Raw genomic sequence first — 17,406 nt, forward strand, 5'->3', positions numbered from 1 at the left:
GCTGACCTATAACTTGGTCAGGTATCAAATGGTGCAGATGTGTAATACTTTAAATGGAGACTACTTGCCGTATCAACTTAGCTTCAATGGGGCGTTGGCTCATATCATGCGCCTAATAGTAGGGCTTCCATACTCGTCACCGGGAGCAATCCCGAGGCAACTCCAAAACTTCTACTCAATGAGTGAGAGTTTAATACTTGAGCCCAGGCGAGAAAGATCCTTCCCTAGAGTCGTTAAGAAAAAACCAAGCCGATACCCTCGAAAATACAATGCCGCTCACCTTAAGTGAACGGCATTAGAGCAATAGCTCCCTTTTTTATGCGGCATTTACCGATAGGCTATGATACCAATCCGTAAAATACCTAATCCTGCAAATTTAACAAAAATTATTGACTACTTTGCTAAATGCTCTAAATATAATTCTAATTTTTGTGATTCGTTTAATGTTTTTAACACCGCTTCTTGTTGTGCAAACCAGCTATCGGCAATACCGTCGTTATTTTTATCTTGAACAACAGCAACATCTTTAAATTGAGCTTCATACGCTTGCCAGCTAGGAATAACGTCAAGTTCATGATTAATTAACCCATCCCCTGTTACGGGACGCTTGTCATTGAGTTGGTCATAAACTAACTGATCAACGCTGTCTATGAACACGCCATTTGCATTTCTATTCGCTCCCGCTAACTGATTTTGTGCGATGTCATAAAACACCTGCTTCGCATTCTTTGCTTTAAAATCAGACTCTTTCTCAACTATAATTTTTTTATCACTCAACCAAGGGCTGTTTGCTTGGCTGGCGATACGTTTCCCTTCTTTTTTATTTCTATAATTGACAGCTAACCAGTTTTTATCATCAAACTCTGGGTACCCTTCTAGAATATTTCCAGCGATATAAGCTTGGTTTTTGCTAATGAATGGGGAGAACCAAATATCCGCAAATTGAATGCGCTTGCTCGCTTTACCCGGTTTGTAATAATTCGCTATCAGATTAAATCGCCCATTCTCAGAGCCATACACATTATTGTGTCCCCAATTAAAAATAATATTATTACTAACTTCGATAAATTCATCTGTGTAAGGGTAAGGAGATTTTAGTCTGTGTCCATTTATACGGGGAGTTCTACTTGCATGATTTGCTATTATATTATTAATAAAAGAGGCATTAGCTCCTCCCCAAATACCACCATAACCATGCTTTCCTTTAGGATGAATAGAGTCGTTTAAGCTATATGAAATAATAGAGTTTTGTAATGTGAAATTACGATTATTGTAAAAGCTACCCGTTTCATCAACAGACCAGCTTAATGAACAATGATCTATAATAACATTGTTAGAATTGCGCACAGTTAATGCGTCTTCTACCACCTTAAATGTCCCTAATCGAAAACGAATAAACCGAATAATCACATCCTCTGCATTTGAGACAGTAAATGGCGCACCTGAAATGGTAATGCCTCCCGCAGAGGTTTGCCCTGCTAGCGTAATTCGACCGTGGTTTACTTTTAATTCTTTTGACAGCTTAATCACCCCAGACACAGCAAATGTAATAACGCGAGGATGCTTTTGTTTAATTGCGTAACGTAAGGTTCCGGGCTCATCTTTGTCTTCGAGGCTCGTTACAATATACAACTTACCCTCTGCGCCACCTCGAGAGAATTTACCAAACCCTTCGGCACCATCAAAGGCAATAGACCTAGGCGTTAACAACTGACCCATACTATTTGCACTAAATAATGACACACTCAATGCACCAAACAGTAGCAATAGGATGTTTCGACGAAACCGGTATTGTTCACTTTTCATTCAAATCCACCTTTTTGTACCTTATAGAAAAAAACCAGCCTTTATGCTGATTAAAAAATTGACAGTTTAATTAATGCGGTGTTAACTTTATGTTATCTTCATTTGCCACCGGTGGCAAATGGATTTTTAAAAAGAAAATAGAACACAATAAAAGCCTTTTAAAAAGGAACAACAATGAAAACGATAAAACTCAGCGGTATTGCAGCAGCACTTTTGGTTGCCCTGCCCGTCTATGCACAAGACGCACAGACAACCAAACCCGTACCGCAAACAGCGTCTAGTAGTAATGAAAAAACAGCGATAAAGAAAGCCCAAGATGAAGATGATGACATGGAGATCATCGCTGTAACAGGCATTTATCAGGCTGATTTAAAAGCCCGAGCAATGGAACGTGAAAGCAAAGCATTTAGCTCTGTGATTGCTACAGATGATTTAGGTAACTTAGTTGACCAAAATGTCGCTGAGTCTCTACGTCGTGTTCCCGGTGTCACCTTAGAAAGAAGCGAAGGCGAAGGTAAATATGTAGCAGTACGTGGTCTTGGTCCCAAATTTGTGTCGGTAAATATGAATGGCGCGGAACTTTCTGGTGCAGGTGATGACCGAAAAGTCGGCCTTGATGGCATAACGGGTGACTCTCTTGGTGCAATTGAGGTGTTTAAAACGCTCACACCTGATATGAACTTAAACTCAATCGGTGGCGCAGTAAACGTAAAAGCTATTTCGGCTTATGACCGTGGTGACAATACACTGAAAATAAAACTTCAAGATTCTTACAATGAAATGAGAGAGGCACATTCACCGAAGTTTAGTATTGATGGTACACAGTTGTTATTTGATGACAAAGTTGGTATTGGCTTTGCGGCCAGCTATGAAGACAGACAAACACAAGTCGATGAAGTACGTCATCACAGCTCTCGTGATATGAACTTTTTAAAAGGGGGTATTGGTCTCTCTGAAACAGAATTAGCAAATGCAGAAGAAATTTTAATCCCTGCACAGCTCGAAAACCGTCGCGAAATAGCGGATCGTAAACGTACCAATGCCACACTTAATGTCGAATTCAAACCAAATGAAGACAGCTTTTACTATATTCGTGGTAATTATTCAAAATACACCGACGACGATATCGCTCAACGTGAATTTTATAACTTTTATAATGGCGATCAAGAAGACGAAGTTATTTATGTTAACCCACAAACTAAGGAGTTTGCACTTTCAGATATTGATGTTTACAACCAGTATTTTATTCAAGAAGGTGAAACTGTAACCACCAACTATAGCTTTGGTGGTGAAAACTACTTTGCTGAGTCGTGGCGCGTAGATTACGAATATGCTTACTCTAAAACAGACGATGAATCAGTGGGCGATCGTCGTGTGCAATTCCGCGAACGAGAAAATATCGTTTATGGCAAGGCTGGCCGTGATTTTATTACTGCGAAAGTATTAACGCCTTCTGAAGCTGCGGCTCTTGGTGGTTTTGAGCTTGACCCAGACAATGATGTTTTTGCTGGTGAGGCCGACGGTGATTTAAGCGATCTTTCTAATATGCAATACGATAACCTATTCATGGAAGACAGCACCCGCACAGACGAAATCACAAGCTTTAAACTTAACTTTCAAAAGGAGTTTGATAGTCAGTTTTTAAATTCTATAAAGTTTGGAGGCACCTACAACGAACGTGAACACTACAGAGATAAAGATCGTTGGAGTTATACGGTAAATGCTGATGATTGCGATGGTAATGAAACCTGTATCGCTGTTGCTAACTCTAATATTACCGATTATGACTATAGTGTGCCCGCTGCTGATTTATTCACCTACCCTTTAGTGTCCGCGCAGGATGTTGAGTACATGGTTGATTCAACAAAAATCACGCGCGAAAATGCCACCGGTGGCGAAGTGTCAATCGACAGCACTAAAGAAGACTATATACTCACCGAGGACACGTATGCCGCTTATGTTATGGCAGAACTGCAGTTATCAGAAAAAGTAAGCGTAATAACGGGTGTGCGTTATGCGCATACCGAGTTTTCGTCGACTGGTTTTATGTCACTTGAAAATGACGATTGGTCATTTGGTGGTGAGCATACCTTAGATATTGCAGTTCCGTTACCTGAATCATCAATAACTTACAGTGAATACTTCCCTAGTATGCATCTTCGTTATGAACCAAATGAAACGATGTTAGTTAGAACCTCTTTATGGACCAGCTACACTCGCCCTTCGTTTAAACAAGCACGAGGATATGCACGGTTTGATGATGATATCAGTTTATGCGACCCCACAACCAATACATGTTATAGCGAACCCGATGGGCAAAGTGCATTAGAATTACAAAACTATATTTTGGGGCCCGACAATGCACTTCAAGTTGGTAACCCAAATCTTGTCGCAATGACATCAGACAACTTTGACGCCTCATTTGGTTGGTATCCTTCCAAAGAATTATTCGTTGAAGTAGCCGTTTTCTATAAAAATATTGATAACTTCATTGTTGATGTCAGTGGTATTCAAATGGGGTTAGATGAGCTACCTCTTACATTACCTGTTGATCATGTTTCTGACTTCGCGATTCCACAAGACTTAGTCATAAATCAAGTTGATATCACCTTAAACGGTGATAAAGCAACCGTGTATGGTATGGAGCTCAGTTATAACCAGTTTTTTGAAAACGGCTTATTTTGGCAAAGTAATATGACCGTCGTCAGTAGTGAGTCAAAACTCGATGACACCATACGCTATGAAAAAATGCCGTTACCAGGCCAAGCAGATATTACCGCTAATATTGCGCTGGGTTGGGAGAATAAAACAGCGTCACTTAGGCTAATCAGTAATTATCGTTCCGATATTTTAGAGCAAGTAGGCTCTTGCCCTATTTCAGCAGACAAAAATGATGCTAAAGCATGTAAAACATGGGCTGATATCTACCAAGATGACATATTAACCTTTGACATAAAAGCGACTTACGACTTCAACGAACACCTTTCATTCTACTTTGATGCAATCAATATCACCGACGAGTCAGACCTTCGTTATTTCACCGGTAATGATCAGTCTGGCGGCGAGATTTTGTATCAACGAGAAGATTATGGTCGGACATATCAACTAGGAATGAATTATAAGTTCTACTAATAATTCAACTACTTAAAACAAAAATAATCACTGAACACACGCGTTTGTGTTGCTAAACGCGTTCATCCTTGGAGGGATGTATGAATAGCACAATTAAAATTCCATCTTGCTTATTGCTTGCTGCCGTACTTGCAGGCTGCGGCGAAGAAAGCTCTGTCAACGTAAAAGAGGCGCCACTCCCCCCTATTCAAGGGGTTTTTATAGATAGCCCTGTCGCCGGATTGACCTATAACAGCCCGTCTGTGACAAACGGTAAAACGGACAGTAATGGCCAATTTGATTATTTCCGTGGTGAAGCGATCACATTTTCTATTGGTGAGCTGACATTTCCAAGTGTCGCGGCCAGCAATGTTGTCACTCCACTGAGCGTATTCTCTACAGACACCGTATTTCATCCTGCTGTAATCAATAGTTTGCGTTTATTGCAGTCGTTAGATGTGGATGGTGACACCAGTAACGGTATTACCATTAGTGACGCAGCAGCACAGGCTGCCGTAATGGAATTAGCCCAAGGACAAACACCTGCAGAATTCTTTGCCAGTGACGATTTTGACGAAAAGGTAAATCAATGGCTTGCTAACGCTGGGGGAGCAAATACCAGCTTAGTGAGTGCTGATACTGCCATTATGCATTTTGTAGATTTTATTTTTGAGCAGTATAACAGTACACAGCCTCTCGCCTTCACTCCTGCCGACTTCACGGGAACAATTTATAACCCCGTTGTAAAAGGGGCAAAAGCGAGTATTGAAATGTGGCAGTTTACACCCAGTGAAGAAGGAGCAAGCACGGGGTCATTCACTAAGCTAGTCGATGGGAATGAAACGCTTGTTGGCAGCTATGAGTTTCAGTTTGGTAATCGCGTTTTAGTATTAACAACCAGTGAAGGTGATACACTGAGTAAGCATTATTTAATTTCTCGCTCGCACAACACTGTCAATAATACCTTTAGTGTGTGCTCTACAAATGATGCAGCACAGCTTGCAACGTTAGTACTTAGCTGTGATAACAACGATGATGCATACAACAATATTTTAGCATTTGATGAACAGCAAGCCCAAAATGAGTTGGTAAAGCTTAGTGAACTTGCTGAACAAACCGGTCTTGCGTTAAACGAAGAATTCGATACCGACACTGATACATTCTTCTCATCCAGTTATAAGAGCCTCTCTGATGAGCAAGGAAGTGGGCCTCTTTATTTTAAATCTGGCGGCAGTGCCATTATCAATGAATTGGGTCAGCTTGTTTTGGAAGGTGACCGTTTCACAATCGGTAATACCCTGCCTGGTAAAGAATCATCGCCAAGCGATACAACGGGTGTGGGAATATACAATTTAAGCGAAGGCTTCACTATTAGCTTTGACGTCATTAGCCATAATGGTGCAGGCTCTCTTTCTTTATACGTTGATAACAATACAACAAGCCAAAGTAACTCTGTGCATGCTGATGCATCAAAGTTTTATGGAAAATCGATTGATGAAACCAACCTGCCTGTCGGACAACGCTTCTCTTATACTTATATACCTGGGCAAGATGTTAATACAGGAACTGAATTAACGCACCCAGATGCACGCGGTATCCTGAGCGCAGATATTAAAAACTCTTACTTTCAAATCAGAACCGATTCAGCCGCCTTATTAGTCATAGATAATCTAAAAATAGAAACAGTTGCGACAGATGTGCCAGAAGTTGAGCCACCTGTTGAACCGCCAATTGATCCACCTGCAACAGGTGAGATCCCCACTGTTGAACTGCCTTACACAAACGATTTTACGACTGTTACTGGTGATATTTTTTCTGTCGACTATCAAAAAATAGTTGATAGTCAAGGTAATGAAGTTCCGATGTTTTCAAAAACTGGAGGATCCGTCACCGTCGTCGAAAACGGCTTAGAACTGGACGGGGGCCGATTCACTTTGGGTAATACCACTGCGGGCGTGGAAACCAGCGAAAATGATACAAACTCAACGGGGGTATTTGATTTATCAAGGCCTTACCAAGTCGTCATGGATATTGTCAGTGCCAGCGATCCTGAAGGTGACAACAAGTTCCAAATCTATGTCGACAACAATACATCAAGTAGCTCTAAATCGATGCACGGTGGTGAATCTCGATTCTTCAACGAGTTAATCAATGACTTAGTTGTTGGCGAAACCTTAGTCGTACCCGGAAAACTCGCTACCAAGAACTCTTTTTTACAATTGCGTACCGAGACAGGCGGTAAAGTAGTGATTAATAATTTACGCATTGAGTACGTTGAAGACCCAAGTATCTTTAAGTGTTCAGATGCACCTGAACTGTATTTTTGTGATGATTTTGAAAGTGGTGATTTGAGCAACTGGAAAATTTTAGCAACGCCTACTAACGTAGACGGTGCCATGGGTGAATTCGATATTTTAAATATCAACGGTAATAATATGATGCGATACACCGCAGGCAACGCAGGCGGTGAACTTATTTTAGCTACAGACGAAGCAATGCAAAATATCCCACAAACAGGTAATTATTTTGTAGAAGCGAAAATTCGTCCTCGTCAAAACAGTACAACAGCAAACAAACAGTTGTATATGATGGCCCGTTATCAAGATACAGGAAACTGGTACGGTGGCGGTTTAAATGTACAAAACTCATCTAGTAGCACGCGAGTAGAAGTTGCTGTCAGCACCGAGGGCTCTATTGCACGCCCTGTTCAGGCAAGTACACCTATTTTACTCGGCGAAAAAGGTGGCACAGAAGACGGTGTTTGGTACACCACCCGTTTTGAATTAATCAATGATCAATTAACCATTTACTTAAATGGTGAAAACTTAGGCTCAGTGAGTGATACAAATTACAGCGCACGTGGGCTAATAGGTTTATTTACTAATAACCGTTCATTTGAATTGGATGACTTAAAAGTTGGCGATCCGACTATCAAACCCATTCAACTCACACTGGATTACAAGGACCCTAACTGGGACACCTCAACGACAGCTGAACCATTAACAATTAATGTCACCGCCATTAAAAATGATGGGGTAACAATTGATGAATTCACAGTGACTTCAACTGATGACAAAATTGTCAGTGTCGATATCAATGGGAGTGTAATTACTCTCACCCCAATGGCGGCCGGTAATGCCACGATTACGTTCGTCTCTGGTTCTGATAGTACCATAACCCGAACAATAGAGGTGAGTGTGGCTGAAGGTTTTGTCATGCCAGCAACTGACTATGGCGACTTAGCTGGAAAATTATTTCCTGAAAAAAACAGTGCCAATCAATTTATTGATACGCAATTTAGCCTTACATTTGATAATGAACCAAGTTTAGGCGCTTTAGGTGAAGTACGTATTTATAAAGTCAGCGATAACAGTTTAGTCGATACCCTTACCGTTGGTAAAAACATTGACCACATTGGTTTTGCTGGACAAGCTAAAGTTCGCTCTGTTTACTACTATCCACTACAGCTAAATGGGAACACGCTCACCATTAAACCACGCAATAATACCCTTGAGTATGGACATACATACCGTGTTGTAATTGGTGATGATGTCGTGGTTGGTGCAATGCTAAATGGTCAAGAATTTAGTGGCCTAGGTGATAACAGTCAATGGGACTTTGTCACTAAAGTAAGCATGCCTGCAGGTAATCAGCTGCTCGTTGATGATGAAGGTGCGGCAGACTTTAGAACTGTGCAAGGTGCACTTAATTTTGCTATGCAGTACTTGGGCAAAGATGAGCACACCACTGTCTCCATAAAAGACGGCATCTATAACGAACTGTTATTTTTACGCGATAAAAACAACCTCACTATTCAAGGTGAAAGCCAAGAAAACACCGTTATTCAATATGAGAATTACGAGTCTATGAATGGCGGCACGGGTGGCAGTGCACCTATTAGCACAGGAACACCTAACGGAGGTAGAAGTGTGTTTTTAGTAGAAGGTGTCGACATGCTGACCCTTAATAATCTCACCCTTAAAAATACGCATATTCGTAATAAAGTGGATTCGAACCAAGCAGAAACTATTTATTTCAATAGCCCGTACCGCCTAGTTGCGAACAATGCCCGCTTTAAAAGTGAACAAGATACCCTCCTGTTAAAAGGATACTCATGGTTCTACAACACGCTTGTTGCAGGGAATGTTGATTTTATTTGGGGTTACCCAACAACGGCGTTATTCGAGAGTTCAGAGATCCGTACAATCGGTGATTCAAAAGACGGTGATCCTTTAACTGACTCAGCGGGTGGCTATGTTTTACAAGCGCGTGTACCTGTAGAAACAGACCCTGGTTTTATTTTCTTGAATAGTCGATTCACACATGGTCCTGGCCCCATTGGCAATGATGTTTTAGATAACTCAACATACATTGCAAGAAGTGGAGGCAGCGATACATACTTTGATAATATAACCTTAATAAACAATAGGTTTGATACACATATCGCTAAAATTGGCTGGGCTGTTCAAGGTGTAAATAATCAACCTGCTCCTAACCCTAGCGTTGCCACAGCAACCAGTGGTTGGCGCGAATATGGCAGTATGGATTTAGACGGTAATCCACTTGATTTATCTGAACGCGAAGGTGGCTATATTCTTTCAGATTCAGAAGTCAGCGAGCTGCTAGACCGCGAAAACATTTTTGCAGATTATAACGACGGTCAAGGATGGAGTCCAAAACCACTTGCTATTCCTCAACTACCGGATGAGCCTGTCAGCATTGCGCCAATCAATCCTAGTCGAGGGTTTGCAGGGTATAACTATAATATCACCGGAGGTGAAGGCGGTACTGTTGTTACTGTTGATAATGGGGCTTCATTAAAAGCAGCCCTAGCACAAGCGAAGTCTTCAGCATCCGCTATTACTATCTATGTTGATGGTGTAATCACAGATGCTAACAGTGGCGGTGATAATAAATCTATTGAAATTAAAGATATGAATAATGTCTCAATTATCGGTGTGGCTGATAGAGGTGAGTTTAATGGGATTGGCATTGCTATTCGCCGCGCTAACAACATTATCATCCAAAACTTAAAAATTCATGAAGTACTCACTGGTGGTAAAGACGGAATTTCAATTGAAGGTGATGAAAACGAAACAACAGCAAACATTTGGATTGACCATAATGAGTTGTATTCTTCGCTCTCCGTGGATCAAGACTATTATGATGGCTTAATTGACTCTAAGTCGGGTGCTGAGAACATTACCATTTCTTACAACTATATACATGATAGTTGGAAAACTTCATTACATGGCCATAGTGACAATGACGACAGCAGTAATAAAAACCGTCATATCACCTTCCATCACAACCGCTTTGAAAATATTGTCTCTCGGGTCCCTTTATTTAGGTTCGGTAATGGTCATATTTTCAATAACTACTATAACAATATCACTTCAAGTGCAATTAATTCACGTATGGGAGCTGAGCTACACATAGAGAATAATTACTTTGAAAATACCAAGAACCCTGTGGTTTCTTTTTATTCAGCACAGATTGGTTATTGGAACACATCAGGTAATTATCTAGGCGAAGGCATTACATGGAGTGATGCGGCAGATGGGGATGTACGAGCAGAAGTGACTGAAAACGGCATGACGCCAACCAGCTCATATAAAGCACCTTATGAATATACGCTTACGCCTGTAATGGATGTTAAAGCACATGTACTTGCTCATGCAGGTGTTGGTAAGCTGGATCAAAGTGATTTAAACATTCCTGATATTCAGTCTCCAACGGAGCCTCCTATTCAAGAACCACTTGGATTGCCCTTTACTGAAAACTTCTCTGCTGCTAATACTGATGAGTTTTTTAGTAACAGCTATCGTGATATTTCAGGATCTGCGGGTAACGAACAAGCGCTGTTCTACCGTGTAACAGGTAATGTTGACGTCGCAGGCGGACAGTTAACAATGACTGGCGCTAGAATTAGCATTGCTAACACAACCCCAAGTACCAGTACGACAGGAAATGACATCGAAACAACAGGCTTGCTTGATTTATCAAACAACTACCAAGTAACGTTCAAAGTTGCAGCGGTAGCTGGAAACACAGCCAAAAACTTTCAAATTTATGTCGATAACAATACTTCGGGTAGTAGCAATTCAATTCAATTCATGGCACTGCGTCTAAGTTTTATTCTGTGCCGCTGTCTGACTTAACAGCAGGCCAAACTTATACTGTGGATGGACTCGTTGCAACCAGCACTTCATTCATCACCATAAGAACGGAAAGTGAAGCGACTATCACATTGGATGAAATAAGCATTCAATAGTGCATTTCGCATTACGCTATAAACCTCGCAATTGCGGGGTTTATTTTTTTATAAAGAAAATTTGATAAAAATAGACAAGTATATAAAAAGGAAATGGCGGTGACGGAGAGATTCGAACTCTCGATACGTTGCCGTATACACACTTTCCAGGCGTGCTCCTTCAGCCACTCGGACACGTCACCTAAAGCGTTAACTGATTAACGCGGCGTTATAGTATGAAAACAACCCTACATACGCAAGGGGTTTTTAAAATAGCGAACTTAAGTGGCTAGTAAACAAACAAAAAAGGCAAGGTATGTACACCTTGCCTTTCATTTCTATCGCAACAATTCTTAGCGTTGTAGTGTCGCAGAGAACTCTAACATGCGATTAAGCGATTTTAACGCGCCTTCGCGTAAGTCCATATCAACAAACACTTCTTTGCCTTGTGGGTCTGTTAGGGCTTCTTCAATCGCTTTTAAGCCGTTCATAGCCATCCACGGGCAATGTGCACAGCTTTTACATGTTGCGCCTTCACCGGCTGTAGGTGCTTCAAAGAATTCTTTCTCTGGGCATAACTGCTGCATTTTATAAAAAATACCGCGGTCTGTCGCCACGATGAACTTTTTGTTGTCCATGGTTTGCGCAGCTTTAATTAGTTGGCTTGTTGAACCAACAGCATCAGCAAGGGCAACAATCTCAGCAGGTGACTCTGGGTGTACTAACACCGCTGCATCTGGGTGTAGGGCTTTCATGTCCTTTAACGCTTTGGTTTTAAACTCGTCATGAACGATACACGCGCCATTCCACATAATCATATCGGCACCGGTATTCTTTTGAATATAAGAACCTAGGTGCTTGTCTGGACCCCAAATGATTTTTTCGCCTTGCTCATCTAAGTGCTCAACGATTTCAAGCGCACATGATGAGGTAACTATCCAATCGGCGCGTGCTTTTACCGCCGTAGAGGTGTTAGCGTACACCACTACTTTACGATCTGGGTGTTGATCACAAAACGCAGAAAACTCTTCAATTGGGCACCCTACGTCTAATGAACAGGTCGCAGCCAAAGTTGGCATTACGACTGTTTTGTTTGGCGTTAAGATTTTTGCTGTTTCGCCCATAAAACGCACGCCGGCGACCACAATAATATCCGCATCGTGTTTAGCACCAAAACGTGCCATCTCTAACGAGTCGGCCACACAGCCGCCTGTTTCTTCAGCAAGTGCTTGAATTTCAGGATCCGTATAGTAATGGGCAACAAGAACTGCATTCTTGTCTATTAGTAATTGTTTAATACGTGCTTTGTACTCAGCTTGCTCATCTTTTGATAACGGCGCTGGCTTTGGAGGAAAGATATAATCCTCAGGCATAATTTGTTCAGCTAGACTCATTTCTCGACCACTTAGTCCACAGTGCATTCATGGCGCGAATTATACGAGAATATAACGCTAAAGAACAGTATTGCTGAGTGCTGTTAAAGATAATTAAGGGATAACTTAGATGAAAAAGATAAATTAAGCGTGGTGGGTCATGATGGACTTGAACCATCGACCAATGGATTAAAAGTCCACTGCTCTACCAACTGAGCTAATGACCCGCTCTGATATGTAATGCGTAAATCCGCCGATATGCATGACCATTCAAAAAGAATGGTGGGTCATGATGGACTTGAACCATCGACCAATGGATTAAAAGTCCACTGCTCTACCAACTGAGCTAATGACCCGCTCTTGATATGTGATGCGTAAATCCGCCGATATAAATAACCATTCAAAAGAATGGTGGGTCATGATGGACTTGAACCATCGACCAATGGATTAAAAGTCCACTGCTCTACCAACTGAGCTAATGACCCGCTCTATTGCTTACTAAAAGTTATACGTAAATCCGTCGATTTTAGATTACCATTCTAAAAAGAATGGTGGGTCATGATGGACTTGAACCATCGACCAATGGATTAAAAGTCCACTGCTCTACCAACTGAGCTAATGACCCGCTCTATTGCTTATTAAAAGCTGCGTAAATCCGCCGATATTAACAGTACCATTCAAAAAGAATGGTGGGTCATGATGGACTTGAACCATCGACCAATGGATTAAAAGTCCACTGCTCTACCAACTGAGCTAATGACCCGCTCTGCTGCTTATTAAAAGCTGCGTAAATCCGCCGATATGTAACTGTACCATTCAAAGAATGGTGGGTCATGATGGACTTGAACCATCGACCAATGGATTAAAAGTCCACTGCTCTACCAACTGAGCTAATGACCCGCTCTGTTACGTTATTAAAGCTGCGTAAATCCGCCGATATCTAAAAGTATACCATTAAAAATAATGGTGGGTCATGATGGACTTGAACCATCGACCAATGGATTAAAAGTCCACTGCTCTACCAACTGAGCTAATGACCCGCTCTTTTAGCCGCATTTTGGCTGTTGTTACCAATCGCCTGCTGCGGGCGCTTATAATACTTATTTAAATGCTGAGTGCAACAGAAAATATCTCTTTTTTTAAGTTTTTATGTCTAGTTGCCTAATTTTAGACCGCTTAAGTCAAAAAGCAGTCTAATCAGGTCAAATCTACAGTTGCGACAGACGTTCTGTGGCTAATTTAGCAGCGGTTGTACTTGGGTACTGATTAATTAAATCATTAAAGGTTTTAAGGGCTTGTTCGCCTAAACCTTGATCAACAAGTAAGTTGCCTAACTTCAACATAGCATCAGGGCGTTTATTCGAATTCGGAAATTCATTCACAACCACTTTAAAGTGTTTAGTTGCAGCAGCGGGATCGTTTTGAATTGTTAAAAGCTGCCCTAACCAATAATGCGCGTTTGACGCATACACTGAATTTGGATAAGTCGTTAAGAATGTTTGGAACTCAGGTATTGCTTGCTCATAACGCTTATCTTTCATAATTAGCGCCACAGCACGCTCATAGGCTTCATTTTCAGATAAGTCTGAGCTGATAGTCTGTGATGCATTTATATCTGTGTAAGTGTTCGTTGGCTGAGTTGCTGCCGCAGGCTGAGAATAGGCCTGACTAACGCGATTCTCAATTTCTTGATAAAGCTCACGTTGACGTTGGAGCACTTTTTCAAGCTTATAGCTTTGCTCTTCAGTAATGCCACGAACCTGACTCACTTCGTCTTGTAATATATTCAACTGCTGCTGAAGCTCAGCTTGCAATAAATTACGTGACTTCATCATGTTTTCTAATGCGATTAAACGCTTCTCTATGCTCGATTGCGAGCTTGCAGCTTCTGAAACAGGAGCGGGAGCAGCCCATAACTGGGTGCTCCCGCTTAAGATCATTGCTGCCAAAATAATTTTCGGCTTCATAATGTCTCTTTCTTAGTAAACTAATACTGCGCGACGGTTTTTAGCGAACGCTTCTTCAGTGCGAGATTTAACCATTGGCTTCTCTTCACCATAGCTCACTACCGACATTTGGCTAGCAGAAACACCTAAGCTTTGTAGATATTTTTCTACTGCTTGACCACGGTGCTCACCTAATGCGATGTTGTATTCAGGCGTACCGCGCTCATCTGCGTGACCTTCGATTAGTACTTTAACTGAAGGGTTTTGTACTAAAAACTCAGCGTGTGCTTGTAGAAGCTCAGCGTATTTGCTTTGGATTTTAGCGTTATCAAAACCAAAGTAAATGATTTGTTCTTGACGTAACGCTTCGTATTTTTCACGAAGTGCTTCTTCAGCTTGTTGCTCTGGAGTAAGCGTTGCAACTTCAACTGTATCATTGTTGTTTGCTTGCTCAACCGCACCTTGGTTTGTTTGGTTTGCAGCACCTTCGTCAACACCTGAAGAAGAGCTACATGCTGCTAAAGTCATCACTGGCACAGCAATTAGCAGGCCTTTTAAAGTTTTATTAAGTTGCATTGAATTGATTCCTATATTGAGTAAACCAGTAAAATTACTGTAAATAAGGCGACCAAGCCGGTGCCTTAACTTGTCCGTCTAGCACAGGTAAGCGTGCTTTAAAGCGACCATCCATAGAAACTAGCGCTAACACCTGTTTATTATTATGAAGCGTGCTGTAGATAATCATCGAGCCATTGGGTGCAATACTCGGCGATTCATCTAGGCGTGTTCTCGTTAATACTTGGAACGCACCTGTAGCTAGCTCTTTCTTAGCAAGATGGTATTGACCGTTTGTACGGTTCACCATTACTAATTCTTTTCCATCCGGTGAAACCGAACCTGCTAAGTTCATGTCACCATCAAAGGTCATTCGTTTTGACCTACCTGTTTGCAAATTTAACTTATAAATCTGAGCATTACCACCCCTTTCAGAGGTAAACACGATATCTTGACCATTTGGAAACCATGATGGTTCAGTATCTATACTGCGGTGATTTGTAAGTCGAGTTTCTTTGCGTGTTGCAAGGTCTAATAAGTACACTTCTGTTGCGCCATTACGGTCTTTTGATAACACTAACAGTAGTTTTTTACCATCAGGAGAAAACTGAGGCGCACCATTAATACCAGGGTGACTGGTAATTAGTTCGCGTTTTCCTGTATATAAGTCTTGAATGTAAATTTGGCTTTGGCGATTTTCAAACGTTACATACGCTAACTTAGTCCCATCTGGCGACCACGCTGGTGACATAAGCGGCTCTTTAGAGCGAAGCAACACTTGCTCATTAAAGCCATCATAATCAGCAACCACCAATTGATAAGGTTTAGCGTCATTTTCACGCACAATGACATAGGCAATTTTTGTTAAAAATGCGCCTTTTTCACCCGTAAGAGCTTCGTAAACCACGTCGCTGATACGGTGTGCGTATCGACGAAAACCATTTTCACCAATAACACTTTCACGTGCATCTAAAATATGATCTTGGCTTTTAACCAATTTACCGTTGCTCATTAATTGTGTTTCGCCGCCCGTAATTTGGCCACGAATCACATCAATAAGTTCATATTTAACACGGTAACGGCCATTAGGTTGTTGCTCTACCTCCCCCACTAACACAGCCTCGACACCTTTATTAACCCACGCGCCATAATCAACATCTGAATCTTTAGCAGGAAGCTGAGGCATGGTATTAACGTCGATCGGCTTAAATTTTCCGCTACGCATTAAATCGGCAGCAATCACTGAACTTAACTTTTCAGGGATAGGACCCACACCTTGATATTTAAAAGGCACAACCGCAATTGGTCGCGCACCATCGATACCATCGGTGATCACGATTTCTAATGCAGCACTGGCAATGCCATGAAAGCCCAGTAATACAATAAAACATGCTGTTTTTATCTGGTTAAACATATCATTCCTTTAAAATTGAGGCGCTATTGTTAAATTAATATTTTTTAATTGCTCAAATACTTCACGATCTGGTGATACAGGTAGCGTGTCGGCCATACGCACTGCGCGCATCGCAGCTTCGCACACTAACGTATCTCCACCCAATGATTTAACTTGGGTCACCAAACCATTAAAGCCAAGGCGAATATTAAGGCGACATTCTTTGCCTTTCATCTTCTCATCTTTTAAGAAGTTTTGCTGAATACGCGCCATAATTAACGCTTTATATTTCTCAACTTCGCCAACAACCTGCTGCTGACGCACTTTATCACGTGCAGCCTGTTCTGCAGCCAGTTGCTCTTGGAGCATTTGCTCTTGCAATGCCTGCTGACGCTTACGCTCTGCTTCAGCCTCTTTGCGTTTACGTTCAGCTTCAGCTTCGGCAGCTTTGCGCTTGCGCTCTTCTTCCGCTTTTTTCAATGCTTCTTCTTCGGCTTTACGCTTCTGTGCTGCGGCTTTTGCTGCTGCTTCGGCTTCTTGCTTTTGTTTTTCAGCTTGCTGCGCTTTAGCACGTTCTTTCTCTTGAATTTCACGCGCTTTCTTTGCTTGAGCTTCAGCTTCGGCTTTTTCTTTCTCTTTCGCACGACGCTGCTGTTCTAATTTTTTCAGACGGCGGTCTTCAGCTTCACGTTGCTTACGCGCGTCATTAGCACGACGCTCTAAATCACGAATACGTTTTGCTTCTGCTTGCTTTTTAGCTTCTTCTTGCTTTTTTAGCTCGGCAATCTTTTGCTCAACCTTCTGCTGATCAACCGTGACGGCTGACACCGCTTTTTCAGGCTCAGGTAATGCAGGGTTTAAAGTCACCTCCATTACTTTTGGTGCTGGCATATGAAAATTGGCTGTCGCCACTAATAAACCTGCAATTGCCAAGTGCAAAAGAACTGATTTTATTACTGATGCACCCAT

8 protein-coding genes, 8 tRNA genes and 1 pseudogene are annotated in these 17,406 nt (G+C 41.6%); 3 read left to right on the forward strand and 14 right to left on the reverse strand.

What is annotated here, in order from left to right:
* Positions 1 to 289 (forward strand): annotated as a pseudogene (locus tag BWD47_RS16915) (IS4 family transposase); the annotation flags it as partial.
* Between the two features lie 104 nt (positions 290 to 393).
* On the opposite strand, the gene BWD47_RS16920 reads toward BWD47_RS16915, so the two are convergent.
* On the reverse strand, positions 394 to 1,806 hold the full coding sequence (locus BWD47_RS16920) for a polysaccharide lyase family 1 protein (protein ID WP_075594351.1): 1,413 nt from the start codon (positions 1,804 to 1,806) through the stop codon (positions 394 to 396).
* Positions 1,807 to 1,980: 174 nt separating this feature from the next.
* Between BWD47_RS16920 and BWD47_RS16925 the strand changes: the two genes are divergently transcribed.
* The gene (locus tag BWD47_RS16925; protein ID WP_075594352.1) at positions 1,981 to 4,938 is read left to right on the forward strand and encodes a TonB-dependent receptor; all 2,958 of its coding nucleotides are present in this window, start codon (positions 1,981 to 1,983) and stop codon (positions 4,936 to 4,938) included.
* Positions 4,939 to 5,018: 80 nt separating this feature from the next.
* Positions 5,019 to 11,078, forward strand: a complete 6,060-nt coding sequence (locus tag BWD47_RS16930; RefSeq protein ID WP_256719407.1) for a pectinesterase family protein — start codon at positions 5,019 to 5,021, stop codon at positions 11,076 to 11,078.
* A gap of 207 nt (positions 11,079 to 11,285) precedes the next feature.
* Here the strand turns inward: BWD47_RS16930 and BWD47_RS16935 are convergent.
* The 13 genes from BWD47_RS16935 to tolA all read right to left on the reverse strand — a co-directional run bounded on the left by BWD47_RS16935 (position 11,286) and on the right by tolA (position 17,406).
* Positions 11,286 to 11,373: transfer RNA gene (locus BWD47_RS16935), tRNA-Ser, on the reverse strand.
* Positions 11,374 to 11,523: 150 nt separating this feature from the next.
* Complete coding sequence (nadA, locus tag BWD47_RS16940) at positions 11,524 to 12,564, reverse strand: quinolinate synthase NadA (RefSeq protein WP_036967789.1); 1,041 nt, start codon at positions 12,562 to 12,564, stop codon at positions 11,524 to 11,526.
* A 130-nt stretch (positions 12,565 to 12,694) separates the two neighbouring features.
* Positions 12,695 to 12,770 (reverse strand) — tRNA-Lys (locus BWD47_RS16945).
* A 53-nt stretch (positions 12,771 to 12,823) separates the two neighbouring features.
* Positions 12,824 to 12,899: transfer RNA gene (locus BWD47_RS16950), tRNA-Lys, on the reverse strand.
* Positions 12,900 to 12,952: 53 nt separating this feature from the next.
* Positions 12,953 to 13,028, reverse strand: a tRNA-Lys gene (locus BWD47_RS16955).
* Between the two features lie 64 nt (positions 13,029 to 13,092).
* Positions 13,093 to 13,168: transfer RNA gene (locus BWD47_RS16960), tRNA-Lys, on the reverse strand.
* A 62-nt stretch (positions 13,169 to 13,230) separates the two neighbouring features.
* Positions 13,231 to 13,306, reverse strand: a tRNA-Lys gene (locus tag BWD47_RS16965).
* Positions 13,307 to 13,367: 61 nt separating this feature from the next.
* Positions 13,368 to 13,443, reverse strand: a tRNA-Lys gene (locus BWD47_RS16970).
* A 64-nt stretch (positions 13,444 to 13,507) separates the two neighbouring features.
* Positions 13,508 to 13,583 (reverse strand) — tRNA-Lys (locus BWD47_RS16975).
* A 168-nt stretch (positions 13,584 to 13,751) separates the two neighbouring features.
* Positions 13,752 to 14,510, reverse strand: a complete 759-nt coding sequence (gene ybgF / locus BWD47_RS16980) for a tol-pal system protein YbgF (RefSeq protein WP_036967786.1) — start codon at positions 14,508 to 14,510, stop codon at positions 13,752 to 13,754.
* A 12-nt stretch (positions 14,511 to 14,522) separates the two neighbouring features.
* A complete protein-coding gene (gene pal / locus BWD47_RS16985) occupies positions 14,523 to 15,065 on the reverse strand; it encodes a peptidoglycan-associated lipoprotein Pal (RefSeq protein WP_036967784.1) in 543 nt (180 codons plus the stop codon).
* Positions 15,066 to 15,099: 34 nt separating this feature from the next.
* Positions 15,100 to 16,458: a Tol-Pal system beta propeller repeat protein TolB gene (gene tolB, locus BWD47_RS16990; RefSeq protein WP_036967780.1), complete on the reverse strand. Its 1,359-nt coding sequence runs from the start codon at positions 16,456 to 16,458 to the stop codon at positions 15,100 to 15,102.
* Positions 16,459 to 16,467: 9 nt separating this feature from the next.
* On the reverse strand, positions 16,468 to 17,406 hold the full coding sequence (tolA, locus tag BWD47_RS16995; protein ID WP_036967778.1) for a cell envelope integrity protein TolA: 939 nt from the start codon (positions 17,404 to 17,406) through the stop codon (positions 16,468 to 16,470).

Source organism: Pseudoalteromonas sp. PAB 2.2, from assembly GCF_001938575.1.
Taxonomy (GTDB): Bacteria; Pseudomonadota; Gammaproteobacteria; order Enterobacterales; family Alteromonadaceae; genus Pseudoalteromonas; species Pseudoalteromonas lipolytica.